The sequence below is a fragment of the Bradyrhizobium sp. SSBR45G genome (genome assembly GCF_030159255.1).
Lineage (GTDB): Bacteria > Pseudomonadota > Alphaproteobacteria > Rhizobiales > Xanthobacteraceae > Bradyrhizobium.
Genome location: NZ_BSCT01000016.1, coordinates 15,508 through 32,142, shown reverse-complemented (window position 1 = coordinate 32,142; position 16,635 = coordinate 15,508). Strand labels below are relative to the sequence as shown.

Sequence of the window (16,635 nt, the reverse complement as noted above, 5' to 3'; positions counted from 1 at the left end):
ATGCAGGTTCACGCGAGCTGCGCCGGAGACCCCGGAGTCGCTTCGCTCGCCCGGGCTACGTCATCGCATCAGCTTCATAGCGGGTGAGCGCAACGCAACTCGCCGTATGGCTGCCGAGGAACGTAGGGTGGGCAAAGGCGCGCTCCACCGCCGTCTCGGCTTGCACAGCTGTATCGCGCGCCGTGCCCACCGTCCTCACTCACCGGCGCCGTTGGTGGGCACGCGCCGCCTACGGCGTCGCTTTGCCCACCCTACAAATCCCCAAAGCTTCAGCGCCTGCTCGCCCCGGCCTCGCGGAACGACACCAGGCGGCGCTGCTGCTCGTCCCACAGCACCAGCCGGACGCAACGCAGGCTCTCGGGGAGCGTGATGCGGCCCATCTCGCGCAGCTCGGGATGATCGCGCAGCACGACCGGCAGCCGGTAGTAGGGAATCCGGCTCGACAGATGGTGGACGTGGTGGATGCCGATATTGGCGGTCAACCAGTGCAGCCATCCCGGCAGGTCGTAATGGGAGCTGCCGTAGAGCGCGGCATGCTGCATCGTCCAGCGCTCGTCGCGCTCCCAGACGGTGTGCTCGAACTGATGCTGAACATAGAACAACCACACCCCGGCCATGGCGGCGAGCAGCATGATCGGCAGATGCACGACCAGGAACGCCTGGATGCCGATCAGCCACATCAGCCCGGCGACGACCAGGGCAATGCCGAGATTGGTCGCCATCGTGCTGACCCAGGGCAGCCAGCCGGCGCGCATGAAGCCGCATGGCAGCCGGTGCTGCAGGAAGAACAGATAAGCGGGCCCGGCCACGAACATGACGAGGGGGTGGCGGTACAGCCGGTAGCGCAGCCGCGCGAAGGCCGACCGCTCCTGGTATTCCCGCACGGTTAACGTATCGATGTCGCCGATGCCGCGCCGGTCGAGGTTACCGCTGGTGGCGTGGTGGATCGCATGCGCGCGCCGCCACCAGTCGTACGGCGTCAGGGTCAGCACGCCCAGGACGCGGCCGACCCAGTCGTTCGCCTGTCGCCCGGCGAAGAAGGTGCCATGGCCACAATCATGCTGGATCATGAACAGACGCACCAGAAAGCCGCCGGCGGGAATCGCGATGAGCAGTGACGCCCAGGCATGGCCGATCGAGAACGCGAACCAGGCGGCGGTCCACAGCGCCACCAGCGGCACGGCCGTGATCACCAGCTCGGTGATGCTGCGCAGGCGGCTCGGCGTGCGATAGTTGCTGAGAATCTGCATCCAGTACCGTGCGTCGGCCACGCGGCCCTCGTCGTCGCCGGTGCGCAGCGTGGCGCGGTCCTTGGGGGGCACAATCGCCATCGCGACTGGCTGATCGAATTGCAATGTCGTCTCCACCTTGTGTTCTTGGCGATCGCGCATGTCGCGGCCGCACCCAAATGGACGCCCGCGGAGCGCTGCAGGCGCTCGAAACCATGAGCGTTCGCTGGTCTAACCGTGGTTGAAGCCAAATGGTTCATCGTGCGCCTGCCGACGAACCGGTCTGGAAGAGAAAGTCTGCGACGCATACGCCCGTCGGGAGAAAGATAAAAGGGACGCGCAAGGCGGATCATTGGAACTTAACCTGCCGAACGCCTCATTGCTAGGAGAGGACGGGTTACGATCCGTTAATACCGCCCACGAATTGAGGCTCGGTCGAGACGAGAAGGCGATCTTCCCGCTCCGCATCATTACGGGGCCTTCGCCGCAATGACGGAACCGCGAATGCGAGTCACTCGCCGGGCTCATGACGCGCAACCGCCCTTGGCGCCGGGCCATCCCCCTCGAACGCTGCGCATCACGTCCGCGTCATCCCGGTCCCCGCGTCGTGACCGGCGCGAAAGCACCATCGCGTCGCGCGGCGGAGAAGATGTCCCAGGTCGCAATGAACATCGCTGCGATCACGGGCCCGATCACGAAACCATTGAGACCGAACGCCTCGATCCCGCCCAGCGTCGAAATCAGCACCACGTAGTCGGGCATCTTGGTGTCCTGTCCGACCAGGATCGGACGCAGGACATTGTCGACCAGACCGATGACGAGCGCGCCATAGGCGATCAGGACGACGCCCTGCCAGATCGATCCGGTGGCCAGAAGATAGAGCGCGACCGGAAACCAGACGAGGCCGGCTCCGACTGCGGGAAGCAAGGACAGGAAGGCCATCACGACAGCCCACAGCAGGGGGGCGTTGATGCCGAGGAACCAGAACATCAGCCCACCCAGCGCGCCTTGCGCGAGCGCGACGAGCAGACTGCCCTTCACCGTCGCGCGGATGACGATCGTGAACTTGCGCAGCAGGGCATCGCGCGGCTCAGGACGCAACGGAATGGCGTCCAGGATGCGCCTCGACAACGTCCCTTCGTCACGCAGCAGGAAGAACAGCAGATAGATCATGATGAACAGATTGACGAAGACCTCGAACGTCCCCTGCCCGATGGTGAGGGCCTGGCTCGCGATGACCTCGCTGCCTTTCAGCAGGCCGGCTGACAGCTTGTCCTTCATTCCTGCGAGGCTGCCGAGCCCGAAGCGGTTGAGCAGATCGACCATCCATCCCGGAAGCGCGGCCAGCATCTTCTGAAAATACTGTCCGATGTCGAGCTCACCGGACTGCATCTGTTTGTAGACTCCGGATGCCTCCTGCGCCAGCGACGCCGCGATCAGCGACAGCGGCAGCACGACGATCATGATGAAGATCAGCACCACGACGGCCGCCGCGAGACCATGTCGGCCGTGCATCGCTCGCGACAACCAGCGGTGAAGCGGAACGAAGACGATGACGCCGATGACGCCCCATAGAACCGCACCGTAGAACGGCAGCAGGATCCAGCCGAACATCAGCGAGATCACGACGAGCAAGAGAAGCAGGGCTCGGTCTTCGAGGCTACGCATATCGAGTTCCTATTGGACCGATCGGGACGTGGACCCGGTCCTTCATCGACGGCAAACCGTTTGCCGCCTCGACCGAGGATGGTCAACGTACGAATGCGGCTTTTGGACTCTAACACGGCGCGATATTGCCGATGCGGGCGGACGTCATGGACGCCCCCTGCCCCCACATCGTCATTCCCTGGCGCGCGTCAGCGCGAGCCCGGAATCCATAACCACCGCTGTTCGAGATGATGCGAGATCAGCGTAGCCCCGGCTTCCGCGATCACAGCCATTCGTGAATATGGATTCCGGGCCCAGCCGCTGTCGCGGCTACCCCGGAATGACGCCTGAGGATGTGGCGAAGCCCTGCGCTAACACGCAGACTGGGCTCCCTTTTGACATCGCGAGCGGCAACCAACGCCCGCCGCCTCATCGAAGCCCCTCTGTCCCCATCGTCATTCCCTGGCGCGCGCCAGTGCGAGCCCGGAATCCATAGCCACCGCCATTTGTGTGGCGCACGCTGCAGGTGGCGATACTGCGCTCAGCGACGACCGCTCGTGGTTATGGATTCCGGGCTCGGCCGCTGCAGCGGGCCGCCCCGGAATGACGGCGGAGCAAGTGGCGAGGCACTGCGCCAAAACGCCGATTTCGGGTACGCGATCAACGACAAAGCCGGTTTCAAGAGCCCGCGCGAAAAATAAATCACTTCCGAAAATCAGCAAATCAGGCGTATGGTGCCCGCGTTCCGGTCCGGATGAGGGGCGTACGCGTCGTCACGACACGTTGGGCCGGCAATGCGGTGGACGCGAGGGCATCAGCGCGCCTTTCGGTGCGGACGAATGATGCGCTGGCGGACGTGAAGTCGCGTGGTCCTGACACCCCGAAGCTGGTGTCCAGCGCAAGGCGCGTTAAGCGCATTGTCGCGAACGGTGGCCAACAAGCCGGTGCACCGAGGAGATCGCGTATAAGCGTTAAAACTGCCGCGCAGGGAATGCCGGAACGTTCGGCTGACCTGTGGTGACTGCCGCCTGCTTTTTTTCTGCAGGCGGGCCATGGGTGCGGCCAGCGCCCGGCATTCCCTGCGCCCTCATCATCGTCGAGGGCCCGCCTGATGCATGATCCGGACGCAGGCGCGTCGCGGCGAGGCTGTGGCGCGTCCTGACACGGAACCCTACCTGTGGTCCCCGCCCCGTTGCCAAGCGCACGGCAAGCCGCAATAGTCCGCGCTTTCCGCGCCGGCGCGACCGGCCCGTTGACCTGGAGGCATGATGATGACGACCAGACCGACCGCAAAATCATCCGACAAGGATGTCTGGCGCGTCGGCGTGCTGTTCTCGCGCAGCGGATTGATGGCGATCACCGAGTCCGAGCATTTCTTTGGCACGGCGCTGGCGATCCAGGAGATCAACGAAGCCGGCGGCGTGCTCGGCCGCGAGATCGAGGTCGTGGCCTATGATCCGGGCTCTGACCCCGAAACCTTCCGCAAGCTCGCCGATCGGCTGCTGACCGAGGACGGCGCCTCCGTGATCTTCGGCTGCTCGACCTCGGCCGAGCGCAAGGCGGTGCTGCCGGCGATCGAGCGCCGCAACGGCCTGCTCTGGTATCCCTCGCTCTACGAGGGTTTTGAATATTCGCCGAACGTGATCTACACCGGACCGGCGCCGAACCAGAACGCGTTCCAGCTGGCTGAATACATCGTCCGCAAGCACGGCCCGCGCGTCTATCTGATCGGCTCCGACTACATCTATCCGCGCGAATCCAACCGCATCATGCGCGACCTCGTCGAGTCCTATGCAGGCCGCGTCGTCGGCGAGCAATATGTGACGATGGAGGCGACTGACGCCGAACTTACGCGCGGCCTCGACGCCATCAGGGACACCGCGCCCGACGTCGTGTTCTCGACCATCGTCGGCCGGACCGCGCAGCGCTTCTATCGCATGTATGCGAAGGCCGGCTTTGATCCGAAGCGGCTGCCGATCGCGAGCCTCACCATGGCCGAAGGCGAGGTCCGCGCCATCGGCGCCGAGTACTGCGCCGGGCACCTAACCTCGGCGAGCTATTTCGGCACGCTGGCGCGCGACAGCAACGACCGCTTCAAGGCAGCCTTTGCCGCGTCTTTTGGGACCGAGACTCCCGTCAGCATGTGGAGCGCATCGGCCTATGCGCAGATCAAGCTGTTCGCGCGCGCGCTGGAGCAGGCCGGCAGCCTCGATACGCAGAAGCTGGTCGAAGCCGCGCTCGGCCTCAGCCTCGAAGCGCCGGAGGGGCCGATCCGCATCGACCCCGACAACAACCACGTCTGGACCACGCCGCGGATCGGGCGGGTGCGCGCCGATGGTCAGTTCGACATCGTCTGGGAGAGCAAGAGCCCGATCAAGCCCGATCCCTATCTTTCGGTGTCGCCGATCGGCGGCCGCTGGCTGAGCGAAGAGGCGCTGTCAGCATGAGGCCGGATGACCGCATGAAGCCCGGCGTCCGCCGCCTCATCGAGGAGCTGCGCGGCGCCCGCGTGCTGGTGATCCATCCGCGCGATGCCGAGGGCGATGCGCTGATCGACCAGCTCAAGCGGATCGGCTGCAACGTCCGCGGCGTCTGGCCGCCGCCGGCGGCGATCCCGCACGACATCGACACCGTGTTCCAGTTGATCGAGACCTCGGAGGAGATGATCTTTCCGGAAGGAACCAGCGATCATCCCCTCACCTTCATCGCCATCGTCGACTACGAGAATCCGACGATCCTGAAGCGCCTGCTCGACAGCAACGCGCATGGCGTCGTCAACAAGCCGATCCGCTCGTTCGGCATTTTGTCGTCGCTGGTGCTGGCGCGCTCGCTGCGCGGCTATACGCGGCGGCTCGAGGGCAAGGTGCAGAAGCTCGAGGAGACCTTGAAGGCGCGGCGCGACGTCGACAAGGCGGTGAAGATCCTGATGGGGCTGAAGCAGGTCGGCGAATTCGAGGCCTATGAGCTGATCCGCGCGCAGGCCACACAGAAGCGCGTCGCGATGGCCGACATCGCGATCTCGATCATCAATGCGCAGGAGACACTGGGTGGATTGGGCGTGCTCGATGCGCCAGCCGCGCGCTGAGCGCGCCTTGTCGCGCCCATGCCTTGGGCAGCGGAGGCCTCAAATTTTTGCAAGCGATGGCGTTGACTTCGTTTCGCGCATGAGAGTTACTTGAGGCAGGCGCGGACATCGGATGTCCGCCAATGGCCGGTCGGCCATTTCACATCAGGCTATGTAGCCCTCGCATTGCGCCGCAAGGCGCAGTCGGGGGCTTTTTGTTTGGCGCACGCGGCTCCCGCGGGCGAACGGAGACTCGTGCCTTGACGACGGATGACGACAGCAAAATGCGGATCGCCTGCATCCAGATGCAGCCGATGGTCGGCGAGTTGGCCACCAACCTCGCCCATAGCCTTGACCTGATCAAACAAGCGGTAGCAATGGGCGCCAAGCTCGTGGTGCTCCCCGAGCTCGCCTCCTCCGGCTACGTGTTCAAGTCGCGCGAGGAGGCCTTCGCCGCCTCCGAGGTCATCCCCGGCGGCCCCGCCGTGACCGCCTGGAGCGAGATCGCAGCAAAGCACGGCCTGCACCTGGTCGCCGGCATCTGCGAGCGCGACGGAACTAAGCTGTACAACAGCGCGGTGCTGATCGGGCCGAAGGGCTACATCGGCACGTTCCGCAAGGTGCACCTGTGGAACGAGGAGAACCTGTATTTCGAACCCGGCAATCTCGGCTTCCCGGTCTACCATACCGAGATCGGCCGCATCGGCATGGCGATCTGTTACGACGGCTGGTTCCCGGAGAGCTACCGCCTCAACGCGCTGCAGGGCGCCGACATCGTCTGCGTGCCGACCAACTGGGTGCCGATCCCCGGCCAGGCCGAGGGCCGCGAGGCGATGGCCAACATCCTGGCGATGGCGGCAGCGCACTCCAATTCGATCTTCATCGCCTGCGCCGACCGCGTCGGCATCGAGCGCGGCCAGCCGTTCGAAGGCCAGAGCCTGATCGTCAGCTACACAGGCTGGCCGGTTGCCGGACCTGCGAGCCGCGACAAGGAAGAGATCGTGATCGCCGACGTGGCGCTCGGCGAGGCCCGCCGCGCCCGCAACTGGAACGCCTTCAACCAGGTCCTGCGCGACCGCCGCTCCGACGTCTACGACGAGATGCTCGGCAGCGACGTCAAGCGCGGCTGGTACTGACCAATTCACCCCTTTTTCTTTTCGACTATTCACGGAGGACAATCGATGACATCGCGTTTACTGACGACCTCGCTGGCGCTCGCTCTTTTGGCGGGGACAGCGCTCTCGCCTGCTTTGGCCGCTGATCCGATCAAGATCGGCGTCCCCGTCGGCCTGTCCGGCGCCAACTCCGTCGTCGCGCCGTCGGTGGTGCAGTCTGCCGAGCTCGCGGTCGAGGAGATCAATGCCAAGGGCGGCGTGCTCGGCCGCAAGCTCGAGCTCGAGGTCGCCGACGACGCCTCGGGCGCGGCCGGCGCGCAGAAGGCATTCGACGCCCTGGTCTTCCAGAAGAAGGTCAACGTCCTGATCTCGATGGAAACCAGCGCGGCGCGCAACGCCGGGCTGCCGATCGTCGCCCGCGGCAAGACGCCCTACATCTACACCTCGTTCTACGAGGGCAAGTCCTGCAGCCCCTACCTTTACGTCAACGCTTGGGTGCCGGACCAGCAGGTGCCGCCGATTGTCGACTATTTCAACAAGGAGAAGAAGGCCAAGAGCTACTTCCTGATCGGCTCGGACTACGCCTTCGGCCGCGGCATGCTCGGCTTCACCAAGGCCTATATCGAGAAGACCGGCGGCAAGGTCGTCGGCGAAGAGTATCTGCCGATGGACGGCTCCGACTGGACCTCGATTATCTCCAAGCTCAAGGCCTCCGGGGCCGACGCCCTGATCACCTCGACCGCGGGCGGTGCACCGAACGTGACCCTGACCAAGCAGATGCGCGCGGCCGGCGTCAACCTGCCTTACGGCAATCTCGCCGTCGACGAGGGCACGGCCAAGGGCATGGGCGCTGACGCCGCCGGCATCTACCTGTCCGCGTCCTACGTGACCAGCATCGACACGCCGGCCAACAAGACCTTCCTGGCGTCGATGACCAAGAAGTTCGGCGCCGAGCTGAAGACTCCGAACGATCTCTCCGTTCCGCAGTATGAAGCGGTCTACGCCTACAAGGCCGCCGTTGAAAAGGCCGGCAGCACCGACCAGGACAAGGTGCTGAAGGCGCTCGCCGAGGTCTCGGTCGAGGGCCCGCGCGGCACCATCAAGATGGACAAGCAGCGCCATGCGCCGCTCACCATGTATCTCGGCCAAGTCCAGGCCGACGGCAGCGTGAAGGTGATCCAGAGCTTCAAGAACGTCGATCCGGGCGCGCAGTGCCCGGGCAAGTCCTGATCGTCTATGATCCCGGCGAGGCGGAGCGTCTCCGCCTCGTCCCTCTCGACCGGGAATGACCATGCTGACCGTCGCCCTCGATGCCGTCACGACGGCCGCCATGCTCTTCATCATCGCCGCCGGCCTGCTGATCGTGTTCGGCGTCATGAAGATCATCAACTTCGCCCACGCTGCCTTTCTCACCGTGGGCGCCTATGCCGCATTGGTCGGCGCCCAGCTGCATCTGCCGTGGTTCCTGATCCTGCCGCTCGCCTTCGTCGCGGGCGCGGTCTGCGGCGGCATCACCGAAGTCGTGATTGTTCGCCGCCTTTACAAGCGCCCGCTCGACGCGATCCTCGCCACCTGGGGACTTGGCATCGTGCTCGGCCAGCTCATCACTTTGATGTTCGGCCGCGAGGTCCAGTTCGTCCAGGCACCGATCTCGGGCACGGTGCATCTGCTCGGTGCCGACTACTCCGCCTATCGGCTGGTGATGATCGTGGCCGCTGTGATCGTTGCTTTGCTGTTCACTGCGCTGCTCAACGGCACACGGCTCGGCCTGTCGACCAAGGCCGTCATCATGAATGAGACGCTGGCGCAAGGGCTCGGTGTCGATTCCTCGCGCGTGCGGCTCATCACCTTCGCGCTCGGCAGCGGACTTGCGGCGCTCTCCGGCTCCCTGATCACGCCGCTGTCGAGCGTCGATCCCAACATGGGCGTGCCCTGGCTGATCGGCGCGTTCATGCTGGTCATGGTCTCAGGCGGCTCGCTTCCGGCACTTGCCGGCTCTTGTCTCGTGCTCGGCACGCTGCAGGTGCTGGTCTCCACCTTCGTCAATCCGATCCTTGGCGGGCTGACCATTGCGATCTGCGCCGCCATCGTGCTGCGGATTCGGCCGGAGGGTTTTGCCCGTGCCTGAGGTGCGCCCTCTCGTCTCACACGACACGCCGCTCGCCAGCCGTTCGATGCCGCGCCTGATCATCCCGATGCTCCTGGTGGTGATCGCTGCCGTCGTGATCGTCGCGGCCCCTCTCCTGCTCGACACCTATCTCGTGAACATCCTGGTGCGCGCCTGCTTCGTGGCCATCGCCGCCATCACGGTCGACATCATGTGGGGCTATTGCGGCACGCTGACTTTCGGCCAGTCCGCCTTCTTCGGCATCGGCGCCTATGCGCTCGCGATCATGTTCACCGAATATGGCTTCGGCACCTGGCAGGTCTGCGCGGCGATTGCCGCCGCGGTCGCGGTCGCTGCCGCGATTGCCGCCTTCACCGGCTGGCTGTCGTTCTATCCGGGCTCGACACCGCTCTACGCCTCGGTGATCTCGCTGGTCGTTCCCATCGTGCTGGTGCAGATTCTCTATTCCGGCGGCACCTTCACGGGCTCGTCCAGCGGCCTCGTCGGCTTCGAGAGCTTCGATCTGGAGATCGAGACCTGGCTCCGCCTCGCCGGTCTCGGGCTGCTGGCAACCACGGTCCTCGCGCTCGTCCTGATGCGCAGCGACACCGGGCGCCTGCTCGCGGCGCTGCGCGACAATGATGCGCGCTGCACCTATCTCGGCATCGACACGTCTCGGCTGCGCATCATCGTGCTCGTGCTGTCCGCGATCGTGTCCGCGCTCGCGGGTTTCTTCTATGCGGGCTTTGGTGCCGTCGCTGCGCCTGAGAACGCCAGCTTCACCTTCGGTACCAACCTCGTCATCATGGTTGCGCTCGGCGGCCGCGGCACGGTGATTGGTCCCGTGATCGGCGCGCTGTGCATCGAGGTGGCGAGCGCCTATCTGGCCAACAGCCTGCCTTACGTCTGGGAATTGATCGTGGGGCTGGCGCTGATCATCGTCATCCTCGTTTTCCCCGATGGTCTGCTCGGCGCGGCGATGCGCCTGATCAAGCGCGGCGGCTCTGGGCAAGGCGCCGGCACGATGCTGCGCCCGGCGCCCGCCGCCACGGCGGTCAGCCATCCGGATGCCGTCGCCATCGAGGTGCGGTCGCTTGGCAAGCATTACGGCAGCCTCTCGGTTCTCGACGGCGTGCAGTTCACCGCCCATCGCGGCGAGTTGCTCAGCCTCGTAGGTCCCAATGGCGCCGGCAAGACCACCTTGATCCGCTGCCTGTCCGACGGCCGCGAGCGCTCGGCTGGCGATGTCGCCATCGCCGGCCACGACATCGGGCGGCTGCCGCCCGATCGCGTCGTGCGCTTTGGTCTCGGCCGCAAGTTCCAGACGGCGTCGGTCTTCGAGACGTTGACGGTCGCGGAATGCCTGCGCGTCGCTCGCACCCATGCCGATCCGCCGGCCCTGACATCGCGCTCCGCAACCCTGACCTTGCCGGCCGCGGCGCTGTCCGTGGTCGAGCGGTCCGGTCTCAGTGAGCGGCTCGACGAGGAGGCGCGCAATCTGAGCCACGGCCTGAAGCAGGCGCTGGAGCTCGCGATGGTGCTGTCGCTCGAGCCGGATGTGCTGCTGCTGGACGAACCGACCGCTGGCCTCACCCGCGCCGAGCGACAGAGCTTCGCCGACATCCTGACCGCGCTGGCGCAGCGCGACCGCCTCTGCATTCTCCTCGTCGAGCACGATCTCGATTTCGTCCGCGAGATCTCCTCGCGCATCATCGTGCTGCACCAGGGTCGGCTCGCGCTCGACGGCTCGGTCGACGAGGTCGTCAACAGCGCGCTGGTGCGCGAGATATATACCGGCCAGCATGTGCCGCAGGCGGAGGCCCACGCATGAGCGCCGCCCTGGAAGTGAGTGATCTGGCGAGCGGCTACGGCTCGTCGGAGGTGATCAGCAATGTCGGCTTTGCGCTGGCAAAGGCCGAGACGCTGGCCATCGTCGGCAAGAACGGGATGGGCAAGACCTCGCTGCTCAAGGCCATCATCGGCTTCCTGCCGGCGTGGCGCGGCAGCGTCAAGCTCGGCGGCAAGAACGTCACGCGGGTTGCGCCGCATCAGAAGCGCAAGATGGGGCTGGTCTATGTGCCGCAGGAGCATGCGCTGTTCCAGGACCTGTCGGTGCGCGACAATCTCAGGCTCGGGCTGCTGTCCGACAAGGACATCGACGCCCTGTTCGAGCAGGTCGGCGGCTGGTTTCCGGTGCTGACCAAGCGGCTGAGCCAGCGCGCCGGGACGTTGTCGGGCGGCGAGCAGAAGATGCTGATCGTGGCGCGGGCGCTGATGGCGAAACCCGACGTGCTGATGCTCGACGAGGTCACGGAAGGATTGCAGCCCTCCGTCGTCGACCGGCTGTCGGAGGTGCTGGTGCGGGCTCGGCGCGAGATCGGCACCTCCATGATCGTGGTCGAGCAGCATCTGCCGTTCGCGCTGGGGATCAGCGACCGCTACCTGGTGTTCAAGCGCGGCGAGATCGTCGATGCCGCCGTCGTGGATGAGACCTCCGCTGCGCGGATCGACGAGCACATGCGTATCTAGCGAGGCCGCCGGCGCGAGAACAGCGAGATCAGCACCGGCAGCGTGATCAGGATGACCATCGGCGCCAGCATCATGCCGGTGACCACGACGATCGCGAGCGGCTTCTGCACCTGCGAGCCGATCCCGCTCGACACCGCCGCCGGCAGCAGGCCGATGCCCGCGACGACGCAGGTCATCAGCACGGGCCGTAGTTGCAGCTCGCCGGTGCGGATGACGGCTTCGATGCGATCGAGGCCTTCGTCGATCAGCTGGTTGAACTGCGACAGGATGATGATGCCGTCCATCACGGCGATGCCGAACAGCGCGATGAAGCCGATCGCCGCCGACACGCTGAACGGGATGCCGGTCAAAACGAGGCCGACGACACCGCCGAAGATCGCCATCGGGATCACGCTCATGGCGAGCAGCGTGTCGGCCATCGAGCCGAAATTGAACCACAAGAGAACGCCGATCAAAGCGAGGCTGATCGGCACCACGATCGACAGCCGCTTGATCGCATCCTGCAGATTGCCAAACTCGCCGACCCATTCGACGCGAGAGCCGGGCGGCAGCTGCACCTGGTCGGCGACCTTCTGCTGCGCCTCCTGGATCGCGCTGCCGAGGTCGCGTTCGCGCACCGAGAACTTGATCGGCAGATAGCGTTCCTGCTGCTCGCGATAGATATAGGCCGCGCCCGACACCAGCTTGATGGTCGCGACCTCGCTCAGCGGAATCTGCGTGATGCCGTTCGGCCCCTGGGCGCCGATGCGCAGATTCTCGATCGCCTCGGCGCTCTTGCGATATTCCGGCGCGAGGCGGACGATGATCGGGAAATGCCGGTCACTTCCCGGCTCGTAGAGATCGCCCGCGGTGTCGCCGCCGATCGCGACCTTGATGGTGGCATTGATATCGCCCGGCGCGAGCCCATAACGTGCCGCCTTGGCGCGGTCGATATCGATCTGGACCGTCGGCTGGCCAAGCGAGGTGAACACCGCGAGGTCGGTGACGCCCTGCACCGTCGACAGCACCTGCTTGATCTTGTTGGCGGTGTCGGTCAGCGCCTGCAGGTCGTTGCCATAGAGCTTGATGGAGTTCTCGCCCTTCACGCCGGACACGGCTTCCGAGACGTTGTCCTGCAGATATTGCGAGAAGTTGAACTCGACGCCGGGGAAGCGCTCATCGAGCTGCTTCAGCAGCTCGGCAGTGAGCTGATCCTTGTCCTTGGTGCCGGGCCAGTCCTTGACCGGCTTCAGCGGCGCGAAGAATTCGGCATTGAAGAAGCCGGCGGCATCGGTGCCATCGTCGGGACGGCCGTGCTGCGACACCACGGCCTCGACCTCGGGCCGCGCGCGGATCATCTTGCGCATCTCGTTGACGTAGGCGTTGCCTTCCTGCAGCGAGATCGTCGGCGGCAAGGTCGCGCGGATCCAAAGATTGCCCTCCTCCAGCTTGGGCAGGAATTCGAGGCCCAGCAGGCGGCCCACCACCACGGTGAGCAGCACGAGGCCGATCGCCCCGGTCATCACCAGGTTGCGGTTGCCGACCGCCCAGCGCAGCACCGGCGCATAGATGGCGTGCAGCAGACGCATCAGGCGCGTCTCGGTCTCCTCGACATGGGCCGGCAGGATGATCGCGCTCAGCGCCGGCGTCACCGTGAAGGTCGCGAGCAGTCCGCCGGCGAGCGCGTAGGCATAGGTCCGCGCCATCGGCCCGAAGATGTTGCCCTCGACGCCGCTCAAGGTGAACAGCGGCAGGAAGGCGGCGATGATGATGGCGGCGGCAAAGAAGATCGAGCGCGACACGTCGGCGGCCGCCGACAGAATGCCGTGGCTCTTCATGCCCATCATCGTTTCCGGCGAGATGTGGCTCTCCTCGGCCGCCGACAATGGCGTGGTCTGCGTCAGCCGGCGGAAGATCGCTTCGACCATGATGACGGTGGCATCGACAATCAGGCCGAAATCGATCGCGCCGACCGACAGCAGATTGGCGGATTCGCCGCGCAGCACCAGGATGATGACGGCAAAGAACAGCGCGAACGGAATGGTGGCGCCGACGATCAGCGCGCTTCTGAGATTGCCGAGGAAGATCCACTGCAGCAGCACGATCAGGCCGATGCCGACCACCATGTTGTGGAGCACGGTGTGGGTCGTGGTGTCGATCAGGTCCTTGCGGTCGTAGATGCGTTCGATGCGCACGCCCGGCGGCAGGATCGTCGAATTGTTGATCTGGTCGACCAGCTGCTCGACCCGCGCGATCGTCGGCGAACTCTGCTCGCCGCGCCGCATCAGAACGATGCCCTGGACGATGTCGTCATTGTTGTTGAGGCCGGCGATGCCGAGCCGCTGCTTTTCCGCGATCGTGACGGTGGCGACGTCCCTGACCAGCACCGGATTGCCGCCGCTCTGCGACACCATCGTGTTGGCGAGGTCGTCCATCGAGCGGATCAGGCCGACACCGCGCACGACGGCGGATTGCGTGCCGATATCGACGGTGTTGCCGCCGACATTAATGTTGGAATTTCCGACCGCCTGCAACAGTTGCGGCAGGGTCAGGCCGTTGGCGACCAGCTTGTTGAAGTCGACCTGGATCTCATAGGTCTTGGTCTTGCCGCCCCAGCCGGTGACGTCGATGACGCCGGGCACGGCGCGGAAGCGGCGCTGCAGCACCCAGTCCTGCAAGGTCTTGAGGTCGAGCACGCTGTAGCCGGGCGGACCGCGCAGCCGGTAGCGATAGATCTCGCCGACCGCGCTCAACGGCGAGATCTGCGGCGTCACGTTGCCGGGCAGCGGCGACAGTTGCGACAGCCGGTTCAGCACCTGCTGCAGCGCCTCGTCATAAGTATAGTCGAACGAGAACTGCAGCTTGACGTCGGACAGGCCGTACAGCGAGATCGTTCTGATCGTGCGCAGGTTCTTGATGCCGGCGACCTGGGTCTCGATCGGGATCGTGATGTAGCGCTCGATCTCCTCGGCCGAGAGCCCGTTGCTCTGCGTCACGATGTCGACCATCGGCGGAGTTGGATCAGGATAGGCTTCGATGTTGAGCTGCTGGAACGCGATCAGGCCGCCGATCAGGACGGCGACGAACATTCCGACCATCAGGAAGCGCCGCTGAACGGCGATGGCAACGAGACGGTTCATTCAGGTCGGAGCTTTCAGCACGGCAGGCGGGAGGAGCGCATCTCAGCTGCCCGAGGCGGCGCGATCGATGAACAGGCTGCCCTTGGTCACGACCTGCTCGCCCGCATTCAGATTGCTCTCGACCGCAACCTGATCGCCATTGATCAGCCCGGTCTTGATCTTGCGCAGCTCGATCGACTTGTCGGGACGGGCAACCCAGACGCGCACCAGATTGCCTTCGTAGATCAGCGCCTGCCGGGGCACCGCGATCGCGGGCTGTTCGCCTGGCGAATAGATCGTCACATTGGCAAACATCTCGGGCTTGAGCATGCCGTCCTTGTTGTCGATGGTGGCGCGGACCAGCAGTCGCCGGCTCGCCGGGTCGATCGATGCCGCGACGTAGTTGATGTTGGCCTTCAGCGGCCGGCCGGGCAGCGCCAGCACGTTGACGAGGATTTCCTCCCCGACATTGACCAACGCCGCGTCGCTCTCACGGACGAAGGCGGTGAGCCAGACCGTGGAGAGATCGCCGATCACGAACACCGGGTCGCTCGCGCCGGAATTGACGTATTGACCCGGACCGACCTTGCGCTGCACGACCGTGCCGGCAATCGGCGAATAGATCGTGATCTCGCGATCGATGACACCCTTGCTCTGGAAATCGGCGATCGCGGCATCGGTGAAACCGAGGATGCGCAGCTTGTTGCGCGCCGCCTCCAGCGCCGTTTGTGACGAGCGCATGTCATTCTGCGCCTGAACGGAGGTTGCCTCCGCCTGCTGGAAATCCTTCAGCGGGATCGCCCGGCCCTCGAACAGGTCCTTGGCGCGCTTGTACTGAATGTCGGCGAGATCGAGCGCGGACTTCGCCTTGTTCATCGCGGTGATTGCGGCGATGAAATCGTTCTGGGCCTGCACCGTATCGGCGGCCTCGATCACGAACAGCGGCTGGCCCTGCCTGACGCTGTCGCCCGGGCGTGCCAGCAGCTTCGTGACGCGGCCGGCATAGGGAGAAAACACCGGTGTCGAGCGGTCCTCGTCGACGGCAACCTTGCCCTCTGTGATGTGCTCGGCGCGGAATATCTTTTCGCAGACCGGCTCCATCGTCAGCGTCGCCCATTCCGCCGCCGACGGCGTGAAGGTGGTGCCGTTGCGCTTGGACTGGCTGGAGAGCTCGATATTGTCCTTTGCCGGTGACGCACGCAGCTGCATGTAGCCGTAGCCGCCTACCCCGGCGAACGCCAGAACGGCAAGGCCGATCACCAGCCGCTTGGTGCTGAGCATCGGCGGATATGGGTTCGTGTCAGACGCCATGGCTTGCTCGATTGGCTCGCTCGGTCGGCTCGCTTCATCCGTGGATGAGTCCGGCTTCGGCGGTCTCATCGTTGCGCTAATAGTGCGGAACTGGAGCTTTAAACAACCTAAAAATCGCCCCACTCGCCTCTGTTTTGCTTTAAAAATTTGAAAGTTCAACGACAGCCGTTCAGCTTCCATTCAGTTGGTTTTGGACAAGAGCAGCTGCATTGCGATGCACCATGAGTGGGCTGAAGCCGGCGACGGCTCGCCGTGACGATGTTGCTGTCATTCAAGCCAACCTCCGCGGGTACGCTCCTCCAGCCAGTTCCATCACCACGGCCCAGGAGCCTGTTCCGGATCGAAGTCGTCGGCGATGCCGTGAGGCATTGCAATCTCGCGTCATGGTTTCCACGGCCCTGCGATTGGCAAACGATCCGCCGTAAGATGCATCGACGATCCCCGCGAACAGCGACCGAGCGACAAACATCGAGACGTAGTCTCGCGGCGCAGATGCGTCCGAGTCGTGACGGTCGTTTCACCCTCTCGTGAGGAG

The 16,635-nt window shown here is 64.8% G+C and carries 11 protein-coding genes; 7 read left to right on the top strand and 4 right to left on the bottom strand.

Annotated elements, in window-relative coordinates:
• Window positions 1–269: 269 nt before the first annotated feature.
• Window positions 270–1,331 carry a fatty acid desaturase gene (locus QQL87_RS19175; protein ID WP_502871192.1) on the bottom strand — a complete coding sequence of 354 codons (1,062 nt, stop codon included), beginning with the start codon at window positions 1,329–1,331 and terminating at the stop codon, window positions 270–272.
• Between the two features lie 486 nt (window positions 1,332–1,817).
• On the bottom strand, window positions 1,818–2,897 hold the full coding sequence (locus QQL87_RS19170) for an AI-2E family transporter (protein ID WP_284418875.1): 1,080 nt from the start codon (window positions 2,895–2,897) through the stop codon (window positions 1,818–1,820).
• 1,250 nt (window positions 2,898–4,147) lie between these two features.
• Between QQL87_RS19170 and QQL87_RS19165 the strand changes: the two genes are divergently transcribed.
• From QQL87_RS19165 to QQL87_RS19135, 7 genes are all read left to right on the top strand, one after another.
• Window positions 4,148–5,323, top strand: a complete 1,176-nt coding sequence (locus QQL87_RS19165; protein WP_284418874.1) for a transporter substrate-binding domain-containing protein — start codon at window positions 4,148–4,150, stop codon at window positions 5,321–5,323.
• 14 nt (window positions 5,324–5,337) lie between these two features.
• Window positions 5,338–5,961 carry an ANTAR domain-containing response regulator gene (locus tag QQL87_RS19160; protein WP_284418873.1) on the top strand — a complete coding sequence of 208 codons (624 nt, stop codon included), beginning with the start codon at window positions 5,338–5,340 and terminating at the stop codon, window positions 5,959–5,961.
• Window positions 5,962–6,245: 284 nt separating this feature from the next.
• Window positions 6,246–7,076 carry a nitrilase family protein gene (locus QQL87_RS19155; RefSeq protein ID WP_284419035.1) on the top strand — a complete coding sequence of 277 codons (831 nt, stop codon included), beginning with the start codon at window positions 6,246–6,248 and terminating at the stop codon, window positions 7,074–7,076.
• 45 nt (window positions 7,077–7,121) lie between these two features.
• Window positions 7,122–8,285: a substrate-binding protein gene (locus QQL87_RS19150; protein ID WP_284418872.1), complete on the top strand. Its 1,164-nt coding sequence runs from the start codon at window positions 7,122–7,124 to the stop codon at window positions 8,283–8,285.
• Window positions 8,286–8,346: 61 nt separating this feature from the next.
• Window positions 8,347–9,183, top strand: a complete 837-nt coding sequence (locus QQL87_RS19145) for a branched-chain amino acid ABC transporter permease (protein ID WP_284418871.1) — start codon at window positions 8,347–8,349, stop codon at window positions 9,181–9,183.
• A 46-nt stretch (window positions 9,184–9,229) separates the two neighbouring features.
• Complete coding sequence (locus QQL87_RS19140; protein ID WP_284419034.1) at window positions 9,230–10,993, top strand: branched-chain amino acid ABC transporter ATP-binding protein/permease; 1,764 nt, start codon at window positions 9,230–9,232, stop codon at window positions 10,991–10,993.
• Window positions 10,990–11,691 carry a branched-chain amino acid ABC transporter ATP-binding protein gene (locus QQL87_RS19135; RefSeq protein ID WP_284418870.1) on the top strand — a complete coding sequence of 234 codons (702 nt, stop codon included), beginning with the start codon at window positions 10,990–10,992 and terminating at the stop codon, window positions 11,689–11,691. The genes QQL87_RS19140 and QQL87_RS19135 overlap by 4 nt, the downstream gene beginning before the upstream one ends.
• Here the strand turns inward: QQL87_RS19135 and QQL87_RS19130 are convergent.
• Window positions 11,688–14,810 (bottom strand): efflux RND transporter permease subunit, encoded by a 3,123-nt coding sequence (locus QQL87_RS19130; RefSeq protein WP_284418869.1) that lies wholly within the window; start codon window positions 14,808–14,810, stop codon window positions 11,688–11,690. The genes QQL87_RS19135 and QQL87_RS19130 overlap by 4 nt on opposite strands.
• A gap of 42 nt (window positions 14,811–14,852) precedes the next feature.
• Window positions 14,853–16,100, bottom strand: coding sequence for an efflux RND transporter periplasmic adaptor subunit (locus QQL87_RS19125; RefSeq protein ID WP_284419033.1), 1,248 nt, complete (start codon window positions 16,098–16,100; stop codon window positions 14,853–14,855).
• Window positions 16,101–16,635 lie beyond the last annotated feature (535 nt).